The sequence below is a fragment of the Burkholderia lata genome, assembly GCF_902499335.1.
In the GTDB taxonomy this organism is placed as follows: domain Bacteria; phylum Pseudomonadota; class Gammaproteobacteria; order Burkholderiales; family Burkholderiaceae; genus Burkholderia; species Burkholderia lata_B.
This window is the reverse complement of record NZ_CABVQK010000008.1, coordinates 347,184-367,544: the sequence shown is the minus strand read 5'-3', so window position 1 is coordinate 367,544 and position 20,361 is coordinate 347,184. Positions and strand designations below refer to the sequence as shown.

14 protein-coding genes are annotated in these 20,361 nt (G+C 68.2%); 9 read left to right on the top strand and 5 right to left on the bottom strand.

Annotation, left to right across the window (positions count from 1 at the left end):
* The first annotated feature begins 178 nt into the window (after positions 1-178).
* The 7 genes from BCO18175_RS21750 to BCO18175_RS21720 all read left to right on the top strand — a co-directional run bounded on the left by BCO18175_RS21750 (position 179) and on the right by BCO18175_RS21720 (position 11,837).
* Entirely contained in the window at positions 179-1,834 is a 1,656-nt protein-coding gene (locus BCO18175_RS21750; RefSeq protein ID WP_174969263.1) for a GMC family oxidoreductase, read from the top strand.
* Between the two features lie 128 nt (positions 1,835-1,962).
* Positions 1,963-3,267 carry an MFS transporter gene (locus BCO18175_RS21745; RefSeq protein WP_174983882.1) on the top strand — a complete coding sequence of 435 codons (1,305 nt, stop codon included), beginning with the start codon at positions 1,963-1,965 and terminating at the stop codon, positions 3,265-3,267.
* A gap of 631 nt (positions 3,268-3,898) precedes the next feature.
* On the top strand, positions 3,899-5,314 hold the full coding sequence (locus BCO18175_RS21740; RefSeq protein WP_174983881.1) for an NAD(P)/FAD-dependent oxidoreductase: 1,416 nt from the start codon (positions 3,899-3,901) through the stop codon (positions 5,312-5,314).
* A 180-nt stretch (positions 5,315-5,494) separates the two neighbouring features.
* A complete protein-coding gene (locus BCO18175_RS21735) occupies positions 5,495-6,916 on the top strand; it encodes an amino acid permease (protein WP_174910950.1) in 1,422 nt (473 codons plus the stop codon).
* 234 nt (positions 6,917-7,150) lie between these two features.
* Complete coding sequence (locus tag BCO18175_RS21730) at positions 7,151-10,087, top strand: molybdopterin oxidoreductase family protein (RefSeq protein WP_174983879.1); 2,937 nt, start codon at positions 7,151-7,153, stop codon at positions 10,085-10,087.
* A 16-nt stretch (positions 10,088-10,103) separates the two neighbouring features.
* Positions 10,104-10,850, top strand: coding sequence for a 4Fe-4S dicluster domain-containing protein (locus BCO18175_RS21725; RefSeq protein ID WP_174969267.1), 747 nt, complete (start codon positions 10,104-10,106; stop codon positions 10,848-10,850).
* A 39-nt stretch (positions 10,851-10,889) separates the two neighbouring features.
* A complete protein-coding gene (locus BCO18175_RS21720; RefSeq protein WP_174983877.1) occupies positions 10,890-11,837 on the top strand; it encodes a dimethyl sulfoxide reductase anchor subunit family protein in 948 nt (315 codons plus the stop codon).
* A gap of 32 nt (positions 11,838-11,869) precedes the next feature.
* On the opposite strand, the gene BCO18175_RS21715 is transcribed toward BCO18175_RS21720, so the two are convergent.
* Positions 11,870-12,622 (bottom strand): IclR family transcriptional regulator, encoded by a 753-nt coding sequence (locus BCO18175_RS21715; RefSeq protein ID WP_174983875.1) that lies wholly within the window; start codon positions 12,620-12,622, stop codon positions 11,870-11,872.
* 187 nt (positions 12,623-12,809) lie between these two features.
* On the opposite strand from BCO18175_RS21715, the gene BCO18175_RS21710 reads away from it, so the two are divergent.
* Positions 12,810-13,799: an AAA family ATPase gene (locus tag BCO18175_RS21710; protein WP_174983873.1), complete on the top strand. Its 990-nt coding sequence runs from the start codon at positions 12,810-12,812 to the stop codon at positions 13,797-13,799.
* Positions 13,796-15,517 (top strand): cobaltochelatase CobT-related protein, encoded by a 1,722-nt coding sequence (locus BCO18175_RS21705; RefSeq protein WP_174983872.1) that lies wholly within the window; start codon positions 13,796-13,798, stop codon positions 15,515-15,517. Before BCO18175_RS21710 ends, BCO18175_RS21705 begins: the two co-directional genes overlap by 4 nt.
* A gap of 109 nt (positions 15,518-15,626) precedes the next feature.
* On the opposite strand, the gene BCO18175_RS21700 is transcribed toward BCO18175_RS21705, so the two are convergent.
* From BCO18175_RS21700 to BCO18175_RS21685, 4 genes are all read right to left on the bottom strand, one after another.
* Entirely contained in the window at positions 15,627-16,394 is a 768-nt protein-coding gene (locus BCO18175_RS21700; RefSeq protein ID WP_174983870.1) for a sulfite exporter TauE/SafE family protein, read from the bottom strand.
* Complete coding sequence (gene pta, locus BCO18175_RS21695; RefSeq protein WP_174983868.1) at positions 16,391-17,425, bottom strand: phosphate acetyltransferase; 1,035 nt, start codon at positions 17,423-17,425, stop codon at positions 16,391-16,393. Before pta ends, BCO18175_RS21700 begins: the two co-directional genes overlap by 4 nt.
* A gap of 127 nt (positions 17,426-17,552) precedes the next feature.
* Entirely contained in the window at positions 17,553-19,370 is a 1,818-nt protein-coding gene (xsc, locus tag BCO18175_RS21690; RefSeq protein WP_174983866.1) for a sulfoacetaldehyde acetyltransferase, read from the bottom strand.
* 161 nt (positions 19,371-19,531) lie between these two features.
* Positions 19,532-19,930, bottom strand: coding sequence for a nuclear transport factor 2 family protein (locus tag BCO18175_RS21685; protein ID WP_174930439.1), 399 nt, complete (start codon positions 19,928-19,930; stop codon positions 19,532-19,534).
* Positions 19,931-20,361: the final 431 nt, after the last annotated feature.

Sequence of the window (20,361 nt, the reverse complement as noted above, 5' to 3'; positions counted from 1 at the left end):
TCCGTCGGGATCGGCGTGCGTCCCGGGATGGTGTGTGCGATGGAAATGAAACGAATTGAACGGTTTTTGTACCACATTCGCGGCGTGGACAATAAATCGGCTTGTATGCGTTCCGTGTGCTCAATAAATTTGGACAAAACATACCGGATTTTTCCAATACCCCGGAACGGAGACACGAATGACACGCAGCTTCGACTATGTCGTGGTCGGCGCGGGATCGGCCGGTTGCGTCCTCGCCAACCGGCTGTCCGACGGCGGCCGCCACACGGTGTGCCTGCTGGAGGCCGGCCCCGCCGACAAGTACATGTGGATCCACGTGCCGATCGGCTATGGCAAGACGATGTTCCACCCCGTGTACAACTGGGGCTTCCACACCGATCCCGATCCGAACATGCACAACCGCCGCCTGTACTGGCCGCGCGGCCGCACGCTCGGCGGCTGCAGCTCGATCAACGGGCTGATCTACGTGCGCGGGCAGCAACAGGACTACGACCACTGGGCCGCGCTCGGCAATCGCGGCTGGAGCTGGCGCGAGTGCCTGCCGTATTTCCGCAGGCTCGAACACAACACGCTCGGAGAAGGGCCGACGCGCGGCACCGGCGGCCCGCTGTGGGCGTCCGCGATCCGGCAGCGGCACGAACTCGTCGATGCGTTCGTCGCCGCGTCGAACCGGCTCGGCGTGCGCACGGTCGACGATTTCAACACGGGCGACCAGGAAGGCGTCGGCTACTACCAGCTCACCACGCGCAACGGGCTGCGCTGCTCGACGGCGGTGGCCTACCTGAAGCCCGCGCGCGGGCGGCCGAACCTGCATGTCGAAACCGACGCGCAGGCGCTGAAGGTGCTGTTCGACGGCGCGCAGGCGTCCGGCGTGCGCTACGTCCAGCATGGCAAGGTTCACGAGGTGCGTGCGTTGCGCGAGGTGATCCTCGCGGCCGGCGCGCTGCAGTCGCCGCAACTGCTGCAGGTGTCGGGCGTCGGGCCGGCCGCGCTGCTTGACCGGCACGGAATTCCGGTCGTCGCCGATCGCGCGGGCGTCGGCGAGAACCTGCAGGATCATCTGCAGATTCGTCTGATCTACGAAGTGACGAAGCCGATCACGACCAACGACGAGCTGCATTCGTGGGTCGGCCGCGCGAAGATGGGGCTGCAATGGGCGCTGTTCCGCGGCGGCCCGCTCGCGATCGGCATCAACCAGGGCGGGATGTTCTGCCGTGCGCTGCCGGACGAATCGGCGACGCCTGACATCCAGTTCCATTTTTCGACGCTGTCGGCCGATTCGGCGGGCGGCAGCGTGCATCCGTTTCCCGGCTGCACGTATTCGATCTGCCAGCTGCGGCCCGAATCGCGCGGCACCGTGCGCATCCGCACCGACGATGCGCGCGACGCGCCGTCGATCCAGCCGAACTATCTCGATACCGAGCGCGACCGCCGCACGACGGTGGCCGGCGTGCGCTTCGCACGGCGTGTCGCGGCCACCGAGCCGATGGCGCCGCTGATGAAGCGCGAAGTACGGCCGGGCGCGGACGCGCAGACTGACGACGAATTGCTCGAGTTTTGCCGCGAATACGGACAGACGATCTTCCATCCGTCCGGCACCGCGAAAATGGGCGTGGCGAGCGATCCGCTCGCGGTCGTCGACGAGCGGCTGCGCGTGTACGGCACGCGCGGGTTGCGCGTGGTCGACTGCTCGATCATGCCGACGCTCGTATCGGGCAATACCAACGTGCCGATCGTGATGGTCGCCGAGAAGGCGTCCGACATGATCCTCGAGGACGCGCGCGCGGTCGATCGCGGCCGCAGCGTCGCGCCGGCCGCCGAGGCGCTCGCGTAGGGCGTCGCCACGCATCCACCCGCGTGGCCCGTGCTCCTGCGCCCGGACGGCCGCCACGCGTTCATCGATGCCCCCGCCGGTACGGCGCAGGGGCAGGTTGCGGCGCATCCTTACCTGGAGAAGCTCGCATGGCAATCGATTCCCGGGTCGTCCGACGCGTGGCCGCGGCCAGCGTGATCGGCGCGACCGTCGAGTGGTACGACTTTTTCCTGTACGGCGTGGTCGCCGGCATCGTGTTCGACAAGCAGTACTTTCCGGCCGGCGACGCGTTCGTGTCGACGATGCTCGCGTATGCGACGTTCGCGGTCGGCTTCGTTACGCGGCCGCTCGGCGGCTTGCTGTTCGGCCATCTCGGCGACCGCGTCGGGCGCAAGTCCGCGCTGATCCTGACGATGCTGATCATGGGCGTGTCGACGGCCGGCGTCGCGTTCCTGCCGACCTACGCGCAGATCGGCATGTGGGCGCCGGTGCTGCTGCTGACGCTGCGCGTGCTGCAGGGCATCGGCCTCGGCGGCGAGTGGGGCGGCGCGGTGCTGATGGCGTACGAGTACGCGCCGCCGCACCGGCGCGGGCTGTATGCGAGCCTGCCGCAGATCGGCCTCGCGATCGGGCTGTGCCTCGCGGCCGGCGTGGTCGCGGCGCTGTCGCGCGCGCTGCCGGACGCCGCGTTCCTCGCGTGGGGCTGGCGCGTCGCGTTCGCGGCGTCGCTGCTGCTGGTGGCGGTCGGCTTCTACATCCGCACGCGCGTGGCCGATACGCCCGAGTTCGTTGCGCTCAAGCGCCAGCGGCGCGACACGAAGCTGCCGGTCGTCGAGCTGCTCGCAAATTATCGGCAGGCGATCCTGCTCGGGATGGGCGCGCGCTATATCGACGGTGTGTTCTTCAACGTGTTCGCGGTGTTCTCGATCGGCTACATGACGCGCAACCTGTCGATCTCGCGCGGCGACGCACTGCTCGGCGTGATGAGCGCGGCGGTCGTGATGTGCGTGTTCATTCCCGTGTTCGGCAGCCTGTCGGACCGGCTCGGCCGCGCACGCGTGTACCGGTGGGGCGCGACGCTGTGCGGGCTGTCGGTGCTGCCCGCGTTCTGGCTGCTGCAGACGCAATCGTCGAACCTGCTCGCCGTGTGGCTCGCGCTGGTGATCCCGTTCGGGATCTTCTATGCGATGGCGTACGGGCCGGAGGCCGCGCTGTTCGCGGAGCTGTTCGACGCGAACGTGCGTTATACGGGCATCTCGTTCGTCTACCAGGTGTCGGGGATCTTCGCGAGCGGCCTCACGCCGATCGTCGCGACCGCATTGCTGCGCGTGAACGGCGGGGCGCCCTGGCTCGTTGGGGTTTACGTGATGTTGTCTGCACTCCTGTCGATCGTTTCCGCGCGGGCGATCGAGAAGCGCGGCAGCGTGGACGGCGTTGCGGTACGCGCGATGTGATGCAGCGCCAGGTGGATGGATGGGGCGCGGCGTGATGCCGTATCGGTGGCCTGGTTTTCTGGCAGTGTCGTGCCTGCGTCGCTGACCGACGCCCGTTGTTGTCAGCCGCTTGGCGTCCCGGTCGTCCGGCGGCGTCGCACCCGCGCCGCCGATCCTTGCTGACCGCCGCCGCCTGCCGGTCGCCCGCTGTTACTCGCCGTTCGGCGTCCCGGTCGTCCGGCGGCGTCGCACCCGCGCCGCCGATCCTTGCTGACCGTCGTCGTCTGCTGGTCGCCCGCTGTTGCCCGCCGTCCGGCGGCGTCGCCTCCGCGCCGCGACCGCTGCCGATCGGCGCCGGCCACCGGTCGCCCGAAGTTATCCGCCATTCGCCATCCCGCACGCTGGTCCAAGCGAATCCGGGCCACTGGCCCTACCTGCGAAAAATCGGCCTGCCTACACTTTCCTCGACAGATCGCCGCATTGAAGCATCTGCACACGATCGACCCGAAGAGAACGATCAGGAGACAGGCATGACCAACAGGCAGTCGGCAGCATTCGCCCGTGCGACGAGCGCGCGCCCCGCATCAGTCAGTCGAATCGCCTCGTGCGCCCGTTGCGGCGCGGCAGGCCAGCCCGCGTCGGAGGTCTGAGCATGTCGACCCCTTCCATCGAACGTACCGCGAGCGGCTTCGCCGGCGGCCGGGCTAACGATACACGTTACGACCCGACCTACGATCCGCTCGTGTCGCCGGGGCCCGGGTGCGGCAAGCAGTACGCGCCGACCTACTGGGTCGCGACAGCCGGCACCCCGCCGCCCGACGACGGCCCCGTCACGCGAGATTTCGACGTCGACGTCGCGATCATCGGCGCCGGCTACACGGGCCTCGCGACCGCGCTGTGCCTCGCGAGGGACCACGGCATCAAGGCCGTCGTGCTCGAGGCCAACCGCACGAGCTGGGGCTGCAGCAGCCGCAACGGCGGGCAGGGGCAGAACGCGTCGGGCCGGCTGTCGCGCTCGCAGTGGATCGAGCGCTGGGGCAAGGACGTCGCGCTGAAGATGCACGACGAGATCCTCGAAGGCTTCGAGCACTTCAAGTCGCTCGTGTCGGAAATCGACTGCGATCCGCAGCCGGGCGGCCATTTCCTGATCGCGCACCGTCCACGCATCATGGCGAAGCTCGCGGCCGAGGCGAAGGTGTGGAAGGACGTGTTCGGCTATCCGTCCGAGCTGCTGAGCGCCGAAACCTTCCGCCGCGAATTCATCAACGACCACGAGGCGGCCGGCGCGCTGCACGAGCCGGAAGGCATCGGCATCCATGCGCTGAAGCTCGCGTTCGGCTACCTGCGCCTCGCGCGCGCAGCCGGCGCGAAGGTGCATACGAGCAGCCCCGTGCTCGGCTTCGAGACGATCGACGGCGTGCATCATCTGCGCACGCCCGGCGGCGTCGTGCGGGCCCGCGCGGTCGGCATCGCGACCGGTGCATACACCGCTCAGACGCTGCATCCGTCGTTGCGCAGCAAGGTGATGCCGATCCTGTCGAACTCGATGGTCACGCGCCCGCTCACCGACGCGGAGATCGACGCATGCAATTTCCGCACGACACAGGTGCTGACCGATACGCGTACGCTGCGCTTCTACTACCGTTTCCTGCCCGATCGCCGTCTGCAGATCGGCAGCCGCAGCGCGATTACCGGTGACGATGCGCCGAATCCGCGTCACTTCGAATTGCTGAAGGAAGGGATGGCGCGCAAGTTTCCCGCGCTGAGCGGCGTGGAGATCGACTATTCATGGTGGGGCTGGGTCGACGTCAGCCACGACATGATGCCGCGCGTGTGCCAGCCCGACCCGCGGCAGTCGGTGTACTACGCGCTCGGCTACGGCGGCAACGGCGTGTCGTATTCGCAGCAGGCCGGCCGCCGGCTCGCCGAGCAGATCGCGGGGAAGGGCGCACGCCAGACGCTGCCGATCTTCACGTCGCCGCTGCCTGGCCACCCGTTCGCGCCGTTCCGGCGCCTCGGGCAGCGGATGCTCTACCTGTCGTATTTCAGGAACGACGAAAAGCCCTGAACGCAGTGCATTTCGCCCGGCGTGATGCAACCCGCGCCGGGCTGTCCAACACAATAAAAGCAACAGAAATCCGTGCGGCCGGGGCTGCAGGCGCCCCTGCACGCGCCGTCGCCGGCGGCGCCCGTGCTCACCCGATGGTGGCGTGCGGGCGGCGTCCGGACAACTGGATATGGAGAAGACATGCAACCCTCGAATCAGAGTGACCTGAAGTGTGGACTCAAGCAGCGCCACATGACGATGATCGCGCTTGGCGGCGTGATCGGTGCCGGGCTGTTCGTCGGCAGCGGTGTGGTGATTCAGCAGACCGGGCCGGCCGCGATCCTGTCGTTCCTGATCACGGGCGGGCTGGTCGTGCTCGTGATGCGGATGCTCGGCGAGATGGCGTGCGCGATGCCGGCCGTCGGTTCGTTCTACGAATACGCGCGGCTCGCGTTCGGCAACTGGCGCGGGCCCGGCAAGATGGCGGGCTTCCTGACCGGCTGGATGTACTGGTATTTCTGGGTGATCGTCGTCGCGCTCGAAGCGGTGGCCGGCGCCAAGCTGATCCAGTTCTGGCTGCCCGATACACCGGCGTGGATCATCAGCCTCGCGCTGCTGATCGTGCTGACGCTCACGAACCTGATCTCGGTCGGCAGCTACGGCGAGTTCGAATTCTGGTTCTCGTCGATCAAGGTCGGCGCGATCATCGTGTTCCTGTTCCTCGGCGGCCTCTACGTGCTCGGCCTGTGGCCCGCGTCGATGCACACGACGTCCGTGCTGCCGACGCTGCTCGGCCACGGCGGCTTCATGCCGCTCGGCATCGGGCCGGTGATGAGCGGGGCGGTCGCGGCGACCGGCTTCTACTTCGGCGCTGAAATCGTCACGATCGCGGCGGCCGAGGCCAAGGAGCCGGCGAAAGCGGTTGCGAAGGCCACCAATTCGGTGATCACGCGCGTGCTGGTGTTCTACGTCGGCTCGGTCGCGCTCGTCGTCGCGCTGGTGCCGTGGAATTCGCATCAGATGGCCACGCCGTATGTGAGCGCGCTTGAAGTGATGGGCCTGCCTGCCGCCGCCAACGTGATGAACGCGATCGTGCTGACGGCCGTGCTGTCCGCGCTCAACTCGGGCCTCTATGCGGCGTCGCGGATGCTGTTCGCGCTGACCCGCCACGGCGACGCGCCGGCCGCGCTCGCGAAGGTCAACAAGCGCGGCGTGCCGGTGCGCGCGATCCTGCTCGGCACGGTGTTCGGCTACGTGTCGGTCGTGATGTCGTACGTGTCGCCCGATACCGTGTTCGCGTTCCTCGTCAATTCGTACGGCACCGTCGCGCTGTTCGTGTACGTGCTGATCGCGTTCTCGCAGCTGCGCCTGCGCAAGCGTCTCGACCCGGTGGCCGCCGGCAAGCTGCGCGTCAAGATGTGGGCGTATCCGTACCTCACCTGGGTTGCGATCATCGGCATGGTCGGCATCCTCGTCGCGATGGCGTTCATCCCGGACCAGCGCAAGCCGCTGTGGCTCGGCGTCGCCAGCCTCGGCGTGCTGGTCGTCGCCTACGGGCTGACGCGCCGCAGCCGCCGCGAGCATCTCGACGACAGCGAACTGCTCGCCTATCCGCCGCGGTGATGCGTGGTAATGCGCGGTAACGCGTGACACCGAAGGCCCGGCCCGCAAGCCGGGCCTTCGCGCATGCGGCTTCCGGCCCGATCCGATGGATGGCCGGGGCAACTATCGGGCCGACCGATAGCACCGATCAGAGGATGCGACTTTATGTCGGCCGCGTGCCGGCATAGCATGGATGAACCGATTCACGGGTGCGCCCCGGCGGGGTGCGCCCACATCCACGAACGAGGACAGACGATGGAACATCGGGCACGCGAGCGCGACGAGCAGGCCGAGATCAAGACGACGACGTGCTACATGTGCGCATGCCGCTGCGGCATCCGCGTGCACCTGCGCGACGGCGAGGTGCGCTATATCGACGGCAATCCCGAGCATCCGCTGAACCAGGGCGTCATCTGCGCGAAAGGTTCGTCGGGAATCATGAAGCAGTATTCGCCCGCCCGGCTCACGCAGCCGCTGATGCGCAAGCCGGGCGCCGAGCGCGGCGACGCGCAGTTCGAGCCGGTGTCGTGGGACGTCGCGTTCGACGTGCTCGAAAAGCGCCTCGCGCACCTGCGCGCCACCGACCCGAAGCGCTTCGCGCTGTTCACGGGCCGTGACCAGATGCAGGCGCTCACCGGCCTGTTCGCGAAACAGTTCGGTACGCCGAACTATGCGGCGCATGGCGGGTTCTGCTCGGCGAACATGGCGGCCGGGATGATCTACACGATCGGCGGCTCGTTCTGGGAGTTCGGCGGCCCCGATCTCGACCACGCGAAGCTGTTCTTCATGATCGGCACCGCGGAAGACCACCATTCGAATCCGCTGAAGATCGCGCTCGGCAAGTTCAAGCGCGCGGGCGGCCGCTTCATCGCGATCAATCCGGTGCGCACCGGCTACGCGGCGATCGCCGACGAATGGATTCCGATTCGCCCCGGCACCGACGGCGCGCTGTTCATGGCGTTGATGCACGAGCTGATCGCGCGCGATGCGTTCGACCTCGAATTCGTGTCGCGCTTCACGAACGCGGCCGAGCTGGTCGACCAGCGCGACGGCGCCGACACGTTCGGGCTGTTCGTGCGCGACGCCGGCGCGCCGGAGGTCAATGCGCTGTATCCGCAGAACCGGATGTGGTGGGACACGAAGACGAACCGCGCGGTGCTGCATCACACGGAAGGCGCGGAGCCGGCGCTCGACGGCCGCTATACGCTCGACGACGGCACGCCCGTCGCGCCGTCGTTCACGCTGCTGCGCGAACAGGTGGCCGAATGCACGCCCGAATGGGCGGCCGACATCACCGGCATCGCGGCCGACACGATCCGCCGCCTGGCGCGCGAGATGGAGACGGTTGCACGCGAGCACGCGATCGAGCTGCCGGTGCGCTGGACCGATTCGTGGGGCAAGGAACACGAATCGGTGAAGGGCGTGCCGATCGCGTTCCATGCGATGCGCGGGCTCGCCGCGCATTCGAACGGCTTCCAGACGATCCGCGCGCTCGCGGTGCTGATGTCGCTGCTCGGCACGATCGACCGGCCGGGCGGCTTCCGGCACAAGGCGCCGTATCCGCGCGCGGTGCCGCCGTCGGCGAAACCGCCGAACGACCCGGCGCAGATCAAGCCGAACACGCCGCTCGCCACCGGTCCGCTCGGCTGGCCCGCCGGCCCCGAGGACCTGTTCGTCCACCCGGACGGCACGCCTGCACGGCTCGACAAGGCGTTCTCGTGGGAATACCCGCTCGCGGTGCACGGGCTCATGCATTCGGTGATCACCAATGCGTGGCGCGGCGATCCCTATCCGATCGACACGCTGCTGATCTTCATGGCCAACATGGCGTGGAATTCGTCGATGAACACGACGGAAGTGCGCAAGATGCTGGTCGACAAGCGCGACGACGGCGAATACCGGATCCCGTTCCTCGTCGTGTGCGATGCGTTTGCATCGGAGATGACGGCGTTCGCCGACCTGATCCTGCCCGACACGACCTACCTCGAACGGCACGACGTGATGTCGGTGCTCGACCGGCCGATCTCCGAATTCGACGGGCCGGTCGACTCGGTGCGCGTGCCCGTCGTGCCGCCGACCGGCGAATGCAAGCCGTTCCAGGAAGTGCTGATCGAGCTCGCGAGCCGGCTGAAGTTTCCGGCCTTCACGACGCCCGACGGGCAGCGCAAGTACCGCGACTATCCGGATTTCGTCATCAACTTCCAGACCGCGCCCGATTCGGGCACCGGCTTCCTGATCGGCTGGCGCGGCAAGGACGGCGACAAGGCCGTGGTCGGCGAGCCGAACCCCGACCAGTGGAAGCGCTACGCCGAGAACAACTGCGTGTACCACCATCGGCTGCCGGAGCCGCTGCAGTACATGCGCAACTGCAACGGCCCGTACATGCAATGGGCGGTCGACAACGGGATGCGCAAGTTCGGCGTGCCGATCGTGATCCAGCTCTATTCGGACGTGATGCAGAAATTCCGGCTCGCCGCGCAGGGCCGCACGTCGGGCCGCCAGCCGCCCGACCACCTGCGCGAGCGCATCGCGCGCTATTTCGATCCGCTGCCGTTCTGGCACCGGTCGCTCGAAAGCGGGCTGACCGATGCGGGCCGCTATCCGCTCGCGGCGATCACGCAGCGGCCGATGGCGATGTACCACTCGTGGGATTCGCAGAACGCGTGGCTGCGGCAGATCCACGGCGAGAACCACCTGTTCGTGAATCCGGTGACGGCCGCCGCGCAGCAGATCGAAGACGGTGCGTGGATCTACGTCGAATCGCCATGGGGCAAGGTGCGCTGCCGCGCGCGCTACAGCGAGGCAGTCGAGCCCGGCACCGTGTGGACGTGGAACGCGATCGGCAAGGCGGCCGGCGCGTGGAACCTCGGGCCGCAGGCGGGCGAGTCGCAGCGCGGTTTCCTGTTGAACCACGTGATTACCGACGAGCTGCCGGATGCGGCACGCGGCGGGGCGCGGATGTCGAACTCCGATCCGGTCACGGGGCAGGCCGGCTGGTACGACGTACAGGTGCGGATCTATCCGGCCGAAGCCGATGCAGCGACGACCTTGCCGCAGTTCGCGCCGATGCCGGCGCTGCCGGGCACGCCGCGCGTGCTGCAGCGCGTGCAGGCGTATTTCGCGGGAACCGGCGCATTCGCCGCGCGGCTGCGGCGCGCGACGTCGGCCGGCCCGAAGTCTGAAGATCGCTGATCGAAGGAGCACAACCATGACCCAGATGGCCCTCGTCATCGACCTGAACGTGTGCGTCGGCTGCCATGCCTGCGTGACGAGCTGCAAGGAATGGAACACGTCGGGCGAAGCAGGCAGTCTTGCCGACCTGCGCCCGTACGACGACGATCCGTCCGGCACGTTCTTCAACCGCGTGCAGACCTACGAAGCGGGCGTGTTCCCGATGACCGACACGATCCATTTCCCGAAATCGTGCCTGCACTGCGAGGATCCGCCGTGCGTGCCGGTATGCCCGACCGGTGCGAGCTACAAGCGCAAGTCGGACGGGATCGTGCTGGTCGACTACGACAAGTGCATCGGCTGCAAGTACTGCGCATGGGCGTGCCCGTACGGTGCACGCGAGCTCGACGAAGGCCGCAAGGAGATGACGAAGTGCACGCTGTGCGCGGACCGCATCGACAACGAAGCGTTGCCCGAACGTGACCGGAAGCCGGCCTGCGTGCTCGCATGCCCGACGTCGGCGCGCCTGTTCGGCGACGTGCACGATCCGGAGTCGGACGTGTCGCGCGCGATCCGCGAGCGCGGCGGCTATGCGCTGATGCCCGAATGGGGCACGCGGCCGTCGAACCATTACCTGCCGCGCGTGAAAACCGAAGCGTCGTGCGGTTGCGGGAGTAGCGGCGGGTGCGGCAGCGCGTCGAACGGCGTCGGCGAAGACGATTCATTCGAGGCCCGCGCGGCGCGCGGCGATATCAATCTCGTGTCGCTCGCGGCGCAGCGCTGAGCGCGAAGCCCTTCACTCATACGAAAAAACGGAGTCCCCATGCGCCCAGCCTTTTCGGTCGTTTTCCTCACCACCCTGTGCGGCGCGGCACAGGGCCTGTTGCTGACGCTCGTGATCGTCGAGGCACTTGCGCGCGCGGCGGGCGTCGAGATCGCCGCGTCGTTCTACGTGACGGGCGCCGCGCTGTCGGTCGCGCTCGGCGCACTCGGTCTGCTGGCGTCGTTCTTCCATCTCGGCCACCCCGAACGTGCATGGCGCGCGATCGCGATGTGGCGCACGTCGTGGCTGTCACGCGAGTGCATCGCGCTGCCGGTGTTTCTCGCGTGCGCGTTCGCGTATGGCGCGGCGCACCTGTTCGGCTGGCCCGGCACGTTGCTGATCGGCGCGGCGGGCGCGCTCGCGAGCGTCGCGTTGTTCGTGTGCACCGCGATGATCTACGCGTGCCTGCGCTTCCTGCAGGAATGGGCGAGCCCGCTGACGCTCGTGAACTTCGTGCTGCTCGGCTGCGCGTCGGGCTGCACGCTGGCGACGGCTTGCGCCGCGTGGCTCACGCCGGCGCTGGTCGGCCGGCTCGCGGTGGCCGCGTGCGTGCTGACGCTCGCGGGCTGCGTGGCACGGCTCGCGTCGCTCGCACGCAATGCACGACTGCGGCCGAAGTCGACCGTGCAGAGCGCGACCGGGATCCGCAGCGAGAAGGTCGAACAGAAGTCGCGCGGCTTCACGGCCAGCGCGTTCAATACGCGGGAGTTCTTTCACGGGCAGGGCAACGGCACGCTGCGTGCGGTGAAGGCCGGCTTCCTGATCGGCGCATTCGCGGTGCCGTTCGTGCTGACCGGCGCGGGCGCGCTCGCGCCGACGTCGGTCGCGGCGGCCGTCGCGCTTGGCGCGGCATTCGTGATCCAGTATGCGGGGCTGGTCGCGGAACGCTGGTTCTTCTTCGCGGATGCGCGGCATCCGCAGAACATCTACTACCAGCGCGCGTCATGACGTTGCGTGTGCGTTGCCACGCCGTGCGGGAACTAGAACGTTTCCGCGAGCGCGCGCGCCGCTTCCTGCAAACGCGGCACGTGGTCGAGCAGCCGCGACAGCGGTGTGCGCGACACGGGCGCATGCACGGCGACCGCGGCGATGCACGCGCCGTCGTCGCCTGCGATCGGTGCCGCGATGCACACGATGCCCGCAACGAATTCCTCGTTGTCGATCGCGACCCCCTTGTGCGCGGTGCGATCGAGTTCGGCTTCGAGCAGCTCGGGATCCGAGATCGTGTTCGGGGTGTAGCGCGGCAGCGCCAGCGCGTGCACCAGCGCGGCGCGTTCGTCGCGCGGCAGCAGCGCGAGCAGCAGCTTGCCGCTGGCGCTGCAGTGCGCGGGCACGCGCGAGCCGGGTTTCAGGTCGAGCCGCAGCGGCCAGTCGGCCTCGACGCGGTCGAGATAGACGACTTCCGTCTCGTGCAGCGCGGTCAGGTTGCAGGTTTCGCCGAGATCGGCGACGAGCCGTTCGAGGATCGCATGGCGCAGCCGGCGCGCGCCCGCATGCAGCATCACGCCGGTGCCGAGCCGCGCGAGGCGCGGGCCGATCGCGTACGCATTCTTGCGGCCCGGCTCGCGGATCACGAGGCCGCCGGCTTCGAGCGACGCGAGCATCCGGTGCAGCGATGCCTTCGGGATATCGACTTCGCGCACGAGATCGGCGAGCGACACGGCATCGCCGGCCTGGACGAGATGTTCGAGCAGCGCGAAGGCGCGCAGCGTGGGCGTATCCGCGGGCAGCATGGCAGGCGTTCCGGAAACTGGACTGCGGCCATTGTACCGAACGGCCCGGCAGGCCGGCCGCGCGGGGCGGCGGGGCCGTTGAACCGGCACGTATTTTCGGCAACGGAACGAATCGTTCCGTAAACACGACTGGCGCGGGCGCGACGATCGACGCCTGCGCGACCAGCAACGACAGGAGCGCAACGCAATGGATGGGGTGGCGAACAAGCCGGACTGCATGGTGTCGGTCCGCGAACGGTTCGGGTTCGATTCGGACCTGATGGTGCCCGCGTTCAGCACGCGCGACGACCACGTACCCGATATCGACGACGCATACCGTTTCAACCCGGACGTCACGCTCGCGATCCTCGCCGGCTTCGCGCGCAATCGCCGCGTGCTCGTGCAGGGGATGCACGGCACCGGCAAGTCGACGCATATCGAGCAGGTCGCCGCACGGCTGAACTGGCCGTGCGTGCGCGTGAACCTCGACGGCCACATCAGCCGGCTCGATCTCGTCGGCAAGGATGCGATCGTCGTGCGCGACGACGTGCAGGTGACCGAGTTCCAGGAAGGGATCGTGCCGTGGGCGCTGCAGCGGCCGGTCGCGCTGATCTTCGACGAATACGATGCGGGGCGGCCCGACGTGATGTTCGTGATCCAGCGGATCCTGGAGCGCGACGGCAAGTTCACGCTGCTCGACCAGAACCGTGTGATCCATCCGCATCCGTCGTTCCGGCTGTTCGCGACCGCGAACACGGTCGGGCTCGGCAACCTGAACGGGCTCTACCACGGCACGCAGATGCTCAACCATGCGCAGATGGACCGCTGGAACGTGGTCGCGACGCTCGACTACCTGCCGCGCGACGAGGAGATCGGCATCGTGCGCGCACGCGTGCCGGAATTCGCGGACGAAGCCGGCCGCCCGCTGCTCGAATCGATGGTGAGCCTCGCGGAGCTGACGCGCAACGGCTTCGCGACTGGCGACCTGTCGACGCTGATGTCGCCGCGCACGGTGATCAACTGGGCCGAGAACTGCCAGATCTTCCGCGATCCGGCGCTCGCGTTCCGGCTCACGTTCCTGAACAAGTGCGACGATGCCGAGCGGCCGGTCGTCGCCGAGTATTACCAGCGCTGTTTCGGCGAGGAGCTGGCGGTCGCGTCGCGGGCCGGCGGCAGCGAGCCGGGAGCCGGGCGGTGAGCGCCGATCGCGACGCCGCGCGCCGCGCGTCGGCGCGCGAAGCACTGGGCGCGTCGACCGTGCGTGCGCTGACACGCGACGCGGCGTTGCATTACCGTGCGGGCCGCGTGTGCCGCGACCTGCGGCCGTTGCCGATCCATGCGCCGCACCTGCGCGCACCGGCCGCTGACGACGATCTCGCGTCGTGGCGCGGCGCGGCCGACGGCGCCGCGCTGCGCATCCTGCATTCGGATGCGGAATTGCATCGAGCACTGTCCGGCGACGATCCGGTCGAACGCGTGCTGTTCGAAATGCTCGAGCAATTGCGCTGCGAATCGCTCGCGCCACCTGCGATGCGCGGCGTCGTGCAGAACCTGCGCCATCGTTTCGAAACCTGGTCGCGCGCGTTCCATCGGTCGGGGCAGGCCGATACGCATGTCGGGATTCTCGTGTACACGGTCGCGCAGATCGCATGGTCGCGGCTGACGGGCTGGCCGGTGCTCGAAGAAACGGAAGACCTGATCGAAGCGTCGCGCGCGGCGATCGTGCCCGAGATCGGCGTGCAGCTCGCGGGGCTCAAGCGGTGCCGGCACGATCAGCGCGCATTCGCGGAACACGCACTGGCGCTTGCGAAGCGGATTGCTGCGATGATCCGCGACGCGCGCGCGGCCGTCGTGGAAACGGAGACGGAAGACGCACGCGAGCAGGACGATGCGCTAACGAGTTTCTCGCTGTGGGTCGATTTCGACGAGTCAGGCATCGATATGCCGGCTCTCGTGGAGACGGGCGACAGCGTTGTGCTGCAGGGCGGCGACGCCGTCTACCGCGCATATACGACGCGCTACGACCGCGAGCTACGGCCGGCTGCGCAGATCCGCGCGGCACTGCTGCGCGAGTACCGCGACCGGCTCGACGGCCAGGTCGCCGCGCAGCGGATCAACGTCACGCGGCTCGCACGCGTGCTGCGCGCGGCGCTGGTCGTGCCGCAGGCCGACGGCTGGTCGTTCGGCGAGGAGCATGGCCGCCTCGACGGCCGCCGGCTCGCGCAGCTCGTCAGCTCGCCGGCCGAACGGCGCCTGTTCCGGCTCGAACGCGTGCGGCCGCACGCCGACTGCGCGCTCGCGTTCCTGATCGACTGCTCGGGGTCGATGAAGACGTGGATCGATGGCGTCGCGCTGATGGTCGACACGCTGGCCCGCGCGGGCGATGCCGCCGGTCTCGCGACCGAAGTGCTTGGCTTCACGACGCTCGCGTGGAACGGCGGCCGCGCGCGGCAGGACTGGCTCGCACGCGGCAAGCCGCGTCATCCGGGCCGGCTCAACGAAGCCGGCCACCTGGTGTTCAAGGACGCGGACACGCGCTGGCGGCATGCGCGCACGGGCATCGCCGCGCTGTTCAAGGCAGATCTGTTCCGCGAAGGCGTCGATGGCGAAGCGGTCGAATGGGCGTGCGCGCGGCTCGCGGCACGGCCGGAGGCACGCAAGATCCTCGTCGTGATCTCGGACGGCAGCCCGATGGACGGCGCGACGGCGCTCGCGAACGATCCGTTCTATCTCGACAACCACCTGAAGCAGGTGGTCGCGCGCCAGGAGGCGGCCGGCCGCGTCGAAGTCCTCGGGCTCGGCGTCGGGCTCGATCTCGGCCCGTACTACTGGCACCGGCTGGCGATCGATCTTGCGTCGGCGCCGGACATGAAGCGGCTCGTCGAAATCGCGAGGTGGATCGGTGCGCGGCGGTGAGGCGGGCGATGGCATTCGATGCGGATGCGGCGATACGCATGCGTCTCGGCAGAGTGCCGGGCGTACGGCGGTTCGATTCGGCGCGCGTGGGGCGCCGCGCCACGCGGCATCACACGCCGCGCAGCAGCGGTGGCAGCGACGTTGCGATCAGCCCGATGCCGATCGCCATCAGCACGCCGAACGCGAGCCGGCGCAGCGCGACCGGCGACAGCGGCGGCGGGTAGTGGCGCGCGGCCACCGTCGTCAGCATCACGACCGGCGTCGCGATCGCGGCCAGCAGCCAGATGTCGCGATCGAGCTGGCCTTCGCATGCGCTGTACAGCACGCGCGTGGCCGAGGTGGTCGTGAACAGCACGATCAGCGCGCAGCGGATCTGCACGAGCGTCAGCGGCTGCCGGTAGAACTGGAAGATCAGCGGCGGCCCCGACACGCCGAACATCCCGCTCAGCAAGCCGCCGAACAGGCCGCTGACGAAGAAGCTGCGGTTGTCCGAGCGCTCGGTGAGCGGCGTCGGCCGCAGCGCCGCGCTCAGGCCGCCGTACAGCACGACCGCGCCGAGGATCAGTTGCAGCAGGTCGGCCGCCGAGCGGCTCAGGCATTCGAGCAATAGCACGCCCGCGACGACCGACGGCAGGATGCCGAGCGTCGCCGCGCCGACCGCGCGCCAGTCGATGTGATGCAGCCGGCCGGGCAGCGCGGTCGCGCCGTTCGCGAGCGACACGACGCTCATGAGCGTGGCGACGGTCGCGAGCGGCGCAAGGCCGAAGCCGCTCGTCGCGCCCATCACGATCATCCCGAGCCCGAAGCCGGTGACGGTCTGGAAATAGCTGCCGGCGCCGATCACCGCGATCAGGATCGCCAGTTTGTCGGTTGTCATGCGTGCGCGGCCTCGCCGGTTGCGGCGCGTTGCGCGGCCGCCTGCGCCTGCACGGTGGTCGCCGCGATCACGTGATACACGTCGTCGGCGCCGCAGCCGCGCGACAGGTCGTTCGCGGGCCGGCGCAGCCCCTGCAGCAGCGGGCCGACGGCCTTCGCGCGACCGATCCGCTCGGCGAGCTTGTAGCCGATGTTGCCGGCTTCGAGGCTCGGGAATACGAGCACGTTCGCGTGTCCGCCCACCTGCGAATGCGCGATCTTGCGCTCGGCGATCTCCGCGACGATCGCCGCATCGAGCTGCACGTCGCCGTCGATCGCGAGGGCGGGGCGCAGTTCGCGCACCCGCGCGGTCGCGGCCGTCACCTTGTCGACCGCCGCGTGATGCGCGCTGCCGCTCGTCGAGAACGACAGCATCGCGACGCGCGGTTCTTCGCCGAGCAGCGCGTGCGCGCTGTCGGCGGCAGCCATCGCGATTTCGGCGAGTTGATCGGCGTCCGGATCGACGACCAGCGCGCAGTCGGAGAAGATCAGGCCGCCCTTGATCGTGTGGAACGGCTCGCACAGCATCATCAGGAAGAAGCTCGATACGATCCGGAACGCCGGATCGACGCCGATCAACTGGATCGCCGCGCGCACGACGTCGGTCGTCGCATGCACGGCGCCCGCGACCGAGCCGTCCGCATCGCCGAGCCGCACCATCAGGTTCGCGTGGCAGAGCGGGTCGAGCACCGCGTCGCGCGCGGCGTCGGCCGTCATGCCCTTGCTCTTGCGCAGCGCATGCAGCGTGTCGGCATAGGCATCGCGTTGCTGGGACGTGGCCGGATCGACGAGCGTCATGCCGGCGAGATCGATCGCGTCGCGCGCGGCCGCCGCGTGGATCGCCGCACGGTTGCCGACGAGCACGATGCGGGCGGTGCCGTCGCGAGTCGCGCGCGCGGCGGCCTGCAGCACGCGCGGATCGTCGGCTTCGCACAGCGCGATGCGCATCGGCTGGCGGCGCGCGGATTCGAGAATGCGGTCGAGGGCTTTCATCGTTCGCTCGGGTAAGGAAGAAAAACGGCCGGATGCGGCGGCCCGCACGGGGCACGGCGTCCGGCCGGAGGGCCGGCCGCGCGAGAGGGGCGCGCGACCGGCAACGGGGTGCGTCAGCGACGCGGCGTTACACGTAGTCCTTGTACTTGTCGAGCATGCGCACCGGCTTCGACAGCGCATCGCGACGGAACGGATCGCCGAGTTCGCGCGTGCACATGATCTCGATGATCGTCGTCTTGCCTTCGTTCATCTGCATGTCGATCGCGCGCTTGAGCGCCGGGCCCACATCTTCGAGGCGGTCGACCGTGATCCCTTCGGCGCCCATCGCACGCGCGATCGCCGCGAAGCTCTGGTTGTCGAGTTCGCCCGCGACGAAGCGGCGGTTGTAGAAGTCGACCTGGTTCTTCTTCTCCGCGCCCCACTGGCGGTTGTGGAACACGACGGCCGTGACCGGGATGTTGTGGCGCACGCAGGTCATCGTTTCCATCAGGCTCATGCCCCACGCACCATCGCCCGCATACGACACGGCCGGGCGGTGCGGTGCGGCGACCTTCGCGCCGATGATCGTCGGGAACGCATAGCCGCAGTTGCCCCAGCTCATCGCCGCGAAGAAGCTGCGCGGCTTGTTGAAGCGCAGGTAGCTGTTCGCGACCGAGTTGATGTTGCCGATGTCGGTCGACACCATCACGTCCTCGGGCATCGCCTTCTCGAGTTCGCGCAGCACCTGGCGCGGATGCAGGTACTGGCCGCCGCTGAACGGCTTCTCGTGCTTCTGCTCGTCGATCATGTCGAGGCTGTATGCGTCGCGCTCGTGCGTCCAGTCGTCGAGTTCCTTCTCCCACGCGGCCTTCTCGGTCGCGATCTGGTCGGCGCGATCGCCGCGCGAGCTGTCACACGCGAGCGTGCGGCCTTCGAGGCGTTGCGTGAGCGCGATCGCCGCGGCTTTCGCGTCGCCGCAGATGCCGACCGAGATCTTCTTCACGAGGCCGAGCATCTTGTGGTCCGCGTCGATCTGGATGATCTTCGCGTCCTTCGGCCAGTAGTCCATCCCGTGCTGCGGCAGCGTGCCGAACGGCCCGAGGCGCGAGCCGAGCGCGATCACGACGTCCGCGCGCGACAGCAGCTTCATCGCGGCCTTCGAGCCCTGGTAGCCGAGCGGGCCGCACCACAGTGGGTGGTTCGCCGGGAACGAGTCGTTGTGCAGGTAGCTGTTGACGACCGGTGCGCCGAGCCGTTCGGCGAGTGCCTTGCATTCCTCGATCGCGTCGGCCATCACGACGCCGCCGCCCGAGATGATCACCGGGAATTTCGCCTGCGCGATCAGTGCGGCCGCGTCGTCCAGGCTCTGTTCGCCGCCGGCGCCGCGATCGAGCCGGCGCGGTTGCGGAATCTCGACCTTGACCTTGCCGTAGAAGTAGTCGCGCGGGATGTTCAGTTGCGTCGGGCCCATCTCGGCCTGCGCGCGGTCGAAGCAGCGCGCGGTGAATTCGGCCATCCGCGCCGGGTGCGTGACGTGGCCCTGGTATTTCGTGAATTCCTGGAACATCGGCAGCTGGTTCGCTTCCTGGAAGCCGCCGAGGCCGATACCCATCGTGCCGGCTTCGGGCGTGACGATCACGACCGGGCTGTGCGCCCAGTACGCGGCCGCGATCGCCGTCACGCAGTTGCTGATGCCGGGGCCGTTCTGGCCGATCACGACGCCGTGGCGGCCCGACACGCGCGCATAGCCGTCGGCCATGTGGCCGGCACCCTGTTCGTGCACCACCGGGATCAGGCGGATGCCGGCCGGCGCGAAGATGTCCATCGCATCCATGAACGCGGAGCCCATGATGCCGAACATGTCGGTCACGCCGTTGGCCGCGAGGGTCTCGACGAAGGCTTCGGACGGCGTCATGTCCTGCGGACCGTTGGCCGATGCACGCAGGGAAGTGGATTGTTCGCTCATGGGTTGTCTCCGATTGTTCAATTAACGGAACGCCTTGTTCCAGATGCTATTTGCTGGGGAAGGCCGGTCAAGTCATTCCACCCGCTGCCGGGGAATGTGGAATGAAATGAAATGATTCGTTTCAAAATGCGCGCGGGGCAGGGTGGCCCTGGGTGGTGCGCTCAGGCCGGTTGCTTCGGCCGTTCCTTGCGGAAAGCGCGCTTGACGGCGATCAGCCCGTCGCGGAATTCGAACAGGTCGCAACCTTCGGCCTCGATGCGCCAGCCTTCGGCGTGCGTGCCCGTGAACACCCACTCGGAGACGCCGCGTTCGCCGGCGACGTAATGGCGGCCGCGACCCCAGTGCGCGTCGGGGAAGGTCTTGAACACGGCTTCGAACGCGGCGCGTACCGCGTCGCGGCCGACGAAGCGCGTGCCGTGGATGTCGGGGCCACCGGCCGCGTCGAATACGCAGTCCTCGGTCATGAAGCCCATCAGCGCGTTGGCGTCGTGACGGTTGAATGCGTCGGAAAATGCCGCGAGCGTGGCGGCCGTGACGGGGCCGGTGAGCGTGTCTGCCATAACGTGTCTCCTGTCGAATGGTGAGCGGTGCGCAAGGCGCTGGCGCGCATGCGGCACGCGGTATCGACACGTTAGTGAGCGCTCGTTTTTGGCGGTAGCGCCAGTCGGGAGGTTTCGCTTGGGCCAGCGCCGGACGAGTGGCGGGTGGGCGGCCGGGGAGGTGCTCCGTCACGGTCTATAACGGTTTCCCGATTGCCGATGCGCATCCATGGCGCAGGACGATTGCTGGTCAGGCGAATCAGTTTTTTGGGATGTGTATCAATTGGTTCGATTGGAATGACGCGGGTCGCCAGACAAATCGCAAGTGGGCGTTTCACAGTCGGAGAAATTCGAAATCAAACGCTCGCCCTTGCGGGGTGAGGCGCGGGGGATGTTCTGATTCGCAAGCGCTTTCGTTGGATAGTGTGCTGTTCGGCCGGGCGGCCATTGCT

Bases quoted from the DNA above. Each gene is read 5' to 3' on its own strand.
- BCO18175_RS21750 (WP_174969263.1), top strand. From the start codon at position 179: ATGACACGCAGCTTCGACTATGTCGTGGTCGGCGCGGGATCGGCCGGT.
- BCO18175_RS21745 (WP_174983882.1), top strand. From the start codon at position 1,963: ATGGCAATCGATTCCCGGGTCGTCCGACGCGTGGCCGCGGCCAGCGTG.
- BCO18175_RS21740 (WP_174983881.1), top strand. From the start codon at position 3,899: ATGTCGACCCCTTCCATCGAACGTACCGCGAGCGGCTTCGCCGGCGGC.
- BCO18175_RS21735 (WP_174910950.1), top strand. From the start codon at position 5,495: ATGCAACCCTCGAATCAGAGTGACCTGAAGTGTGGACTCAAGCAGCGC.
- BCO18175_RS21730 (WP_174983879.1), top strand. From the start codon at position 7,151: ATGGAACATCGGGCACGCGAGCGCGACGAGCAGGCCGAGATCAAGACG.
- BCO18175_RS21725 (WP_174969267.1), top strand. From the start codon at position 10,104: ATGACCCAGATGGCCCTCGTCATCGACCTGAACGTGTGCGTCGGCTGC.
- BCO18175_RS21720 (WP_174983877.1), top strand. From the start codon at position 10,890: ATGCGCCCAGCCTTTTCGGTCGTTTTCCTCACCACCCTGTGCGGCGCG.
- BCO18175_RS21715 (WP_174983875.1), bottom strand. From the start codon at position 12,622: ATGCTGCCCGCGGATACGCCCACGCTGCGCGCCTTCGCGCTGCTCGAA.
- BCO18175_RS21710 (WP_174983873.1), top strand. From the start codon at position 12,810: ATGGATGGGGTGGCGAACAAGCCGGACTGCATGGTGTCGGTCCGCGAA.
- BCO18175_RS21700 (WP_174983870.1), bottom strand. From the start codon at position 16,394: ATGACAACCGACAAACTGGCGATCCTGATCGCGGTGATCGGCGCCGGC.
- pta (WP_174983868.1), bottom strand. From the start codon at position 17,425: ATGAAAGCCCTCGACCGCATTCTCGAATCCGCGCGCCGCCAGCCGATG.
- xsc (WP_174983866.1), bottom strand. From the start codon at position 19,370: ATGAGCGAACAATCCACTTCCCTGCGTGCATCGGCCAACGGTCCGCAG.
- BCO18175_RS21685 (WP_174930439.1), bottom strand. From the start codon at position 19,930: ATGGCAGACACGCTCACCGGCCCCGTCACGGCCGCCACGCTCGCGGCA.